Origin of the sequence: Amylibacter sp. SFDW26 (assembly GCF_009184395.1) — a bacterium.
In the GTDB taxonomy this organism is placed as follows: Bacteria; Pseudomonadota; Alphaproteobacteria; order Rhodobacterales; family Rhodobacteraceae; genus Amylibacter.
In genome coordinates this window covers 1-3,277 of the sequence record NZ_WEIC01000011.1, presented here as the reverse complement: position 1 = coordinate 3,277, position 3,277 = coordinate 1, and the positions used below count along the sequence as shown (strand labels likewise).

At 43.5% G+C, this 3,277-nt stretch carries 3 protein-coding genes; 1 reads left to right on the top strand and 2 read right to left on the bottom strand.

All coding sequences use genetic code 11. The features are described from left to right. Positions 1–395, bottom strand: a 395-nt coding sequence (locus tag F9L33_RS15660; RefSeq protein ID WP_193222084.1) for a helix-turn-helix domain-containing protein, incomplete at its 3' end; no start/stop codon positions are given. A 248-nt stretch (positions 396–643) separates the two neighbouring features. Here F9L33_RS15660 and F9L33_RS15865 point away from each other — a divergent pair. Beyond that, complete coding sequence (locus F9L33_RS15865) at positions 644–796, top strand: hypothetical protein (protein WP_193222083.1); 153 nt, start codon at positions 644–646, stop codon at positions 794–796. Positions 797–858: 62 nt separating this feature from the next. On the opposite strand, the gene F9L33_RS15860 is transcribed toward F9L33_RS15865, so the two are convergent. Beyond that, positions 859–3,277, bottom strand: a 2,419-nt coding sequence (locus F9L33_RS15860) for a hypothetical protein (RefSeq protein WP_193222082.1), incomplete at its 5' end; no start/stop codon positions are given.

Below are 3,277 nucleotides of genomic sequence, written 5' to 3'. Positions count from 1 at the left end.
TAGAGATGGGCAGTTTTGCCATGGAACTCAGGCGCGACTTTGATTGTGACATGACTTGACACAGTTAGTGAATCTGCCGCTTTTGAAATGCGATAAACGGAAGTTTCAGAGATAAAGTGTCGCTTCTCTTCGGTGTATTTAAGTGCCAGTTTTCTGGGCGTCAGTGCTTCATGCTCCAAAGCAAACTGAATCATATCAACACGCCTCGTTTCTGGAATACGGTTCCAAACTGACATCGGGCACGGGGATTGGTCTGTTACTCCATCCAGTCCACCCTCAAGATATAAATCATACCTCAGCGTTTTCTTCGTGGGCAGATGCGAAGCTTCAACCGTGCGGATGATTTCTAGCTTTTCAGATGCAGCTTCTCGGACAAGTAGTGCCCTGTCAGGCAATGGGGTATCTCATTCTTCGTATTCCCTATTACCTGTCATGTTTTTTTGAGAAAACGGTTTTCCAATGTCAGGTCGGCGACACAGTGCAGAGATGCTTTTTTTCCCCGTAAACCCGCCAATACAATCCTGATCTTTTCTTCAGAAGAATAGGTTTGCTATGTCTTGCGGCGGATGTTCTTAACTAATTTATCTGCAGCTGATTTGCTACTGCCTGACTTCTTATTTATCGTTAACCCTTAATGGTTAAGATGAACCAGAAATCCTTCCTTATTCAAACACTCAATTCTGTCCCACAAGTGCTGACGTTAGACACACAATACAAAGGATTGGGCAATTTTATGGCTGTACCTATTATTGCTTGGATTATGGACAGCATAAGAAACGAATTGGAACAAGTATGACCATCAGACAGAAAGCAGCCCAATAATCGATTATGATTATTGGGCTGCAATTTTTTTCAAACTTAGTCGAGTGCATAAACGCGGTTCGTACCAGTGTTATTGATTTCTGCTCTTTGTGCGTTTTTCGCAAGTGCAGCACCAGTCTCTTTCGAACGCGCCCAATTTGAAACGGCTACGCTGGCTGCCGTTGCCGCGGTAAACATCGCGACTGGTGGGGTAAAGGCCCCAACAATAGCAGTACCAGCCGCACCGATTTCAATACCAAGCCCTGTCAATGCACTAAGCGTACCTGGGACACCAAAGCCAAAGAAAGCTGCCCCTTGCAGAGCATTAAGGCCTGCACCCACCTTATCGCCACCTTTGCGTAAATCATTTGCAAATATTCCAGAAGATACACCGAAACCTAACCAGCTTAACTCATATGGAAGCGCAAATACTTTCATCGCTGTTGCAAATCTAGAGCTATTTGAGATTGCTCGAACTAATGGGTTCGCCGTAGAAGGTGCATGCCTTGCAGCATTCTCAGCACTCACCATCGCAGAGCTATCGATGTGATCGTATAGTTCTTGCGTAAAGACTGGGCGAGTACTAGTACCCGAGAAACTGAATCCCTGGGCTGGCGCCGCTTCAGAAAACTGATTGAAAGGTTTTGATACCCAATGATGATGTTGGTCATTAATTTCCTGAAAAGCCTTATAGCGAGGATCACCTTTCGTCAATCTCAATATATCATACCGTTTCTTTGCCATTCCATTAAACGCAGCTTGTGTGCCTTGTTTCCAAACGTCGAAGTCTTTCTCAAGTGAGATAGACCTTTTTCTAAGTGCGTCAAGTTTAGGCTCAAATGTGTCCAAGGCTTTTCTTGTCTCATCAAGTCGTTTCTTAACCGCGGGTGTCACCCCGGCGCCACTACGTTCAAGAGGTTGCTGTTCTGCAAGAAACTTCCGCATTGGTATAAGACGTCTATCAAGTGCAAGCGCATCTGCTTTAACAGCATTAGCTTGACTTAAAACCCCACCCATAGCGGCAAGCGATGTTTTATATGTATTAATTATGCCAGTATATTCAGACACAGCTGCTACAGTTTTCACTGTACGGGGTGCACCGAAGAATTGACCAAACAAGGTTGGCGTTGTACCGATGGCACCAATTGCTGCTAGTGTTTCTTGAACCTGTGTCGATATTTCTAACGCTGATAGTTTTTTGCCTTGATTGCGTTTTTTGATAACATCCGCAGTACTATATCCGAATGCAATCACATTCCACGCAGCGTCTAATGTATTTAGAACAGTCAAGAAACCTTTGGCCTTGGCCCATCTTTTGAAAATAGTTTCAATATCACGTGGAAGATTCGAAGCATTTACAGCTTTTAAGAACTTATCTTTAAAATTAGGGGCATTCGGATCAAAGCGTTCTCTGTGGAAAAGCGTCAGCAAATCGATAACGTTCTCAAGACCTGCAGGGGTTTCCAGATACTTAATATATGTTTTCGTAGTGTGAATCGACGTTGGTGTTAGCGCACGAGCACGTGAATATACCGTACGGAAAACTTCATCTGCAGATTGTCTTACAGTAGTCTGCAATTCTTTTTCTGCCGCTGTTATTGGTTTTCCTTGTGCTTGTTTTTGTCGAATAGCTTTATAAATTTCCAATTTTTTACGCCCAGCCCGGTGGATAGTATTTGGGTCCTGCCCAAGTTCCAGCGTTAATCCACGATGTACATCCATCGCTAATTTTGTATCAATCGTCATCAATGGTTCAGATAGACCATTGATAAATTTTGAACGTTGATCAAATGACATTGCCATAACACCAGCTTTTGCATCAGGTGATAACAATTTACCTTTGAGCTGCTTTACAACTTCTGCTTTTGATAGACCCGTTACCTGACGGAACACACTATCATGTACTTTTGCGGCTATCTGCGACACAGCCGGTTTCATTAGATAAGTATTCAGATCTTTGGTTAATTTCACTTCATCAACATTGCCTTTGTATACGCCACTTTTCACAAGACCATTCGCGCGTATCAAATTGGCTGCAATTTTTTGAGGGCTGCCTTCAGGGAACTTATTAAGCTCCTTATAAAGCTCTCTTGGGCTGTGAATTTTAATAGCCTCTATGTGTTTTTTACTTATTACGGTCTTAACAACCTGATCCGCTGTCGTTGTTGGTGTTACAACAATTGGACGGTTTCCTGGTAGATCAGGTACAGTTACTGGTTGAGGACCACTCACCGGCTTAGGTTGGAGTTGTACTCTTGTTTTCGGAAACTTGTTTACTCTTCCAGGAATTTTGTTTTGATCAATCGACCATGTCCCTTCTTTCAGGGTCAACGTGCCATTGTTCACAAGCTTGTTAATATTCTCGGGAGTGAATGTTCCACCTACAGTTTCGGCAAGGCGTGCGGACAGATTAACGGCTGAACTCACCTGACCTTGTCTAAAGCCATAACCAGCTTTTGCCATGACGTCTGGAAAC

Coding starts and splice junctions, on each gene's coding strand:
- F9L33_RS15865 (WP_193222083.1), top strand. CDS start 644: ATGAACCAGAAATCCTTCCTTATTCAAACACTCAATTCTGTCCCACAA.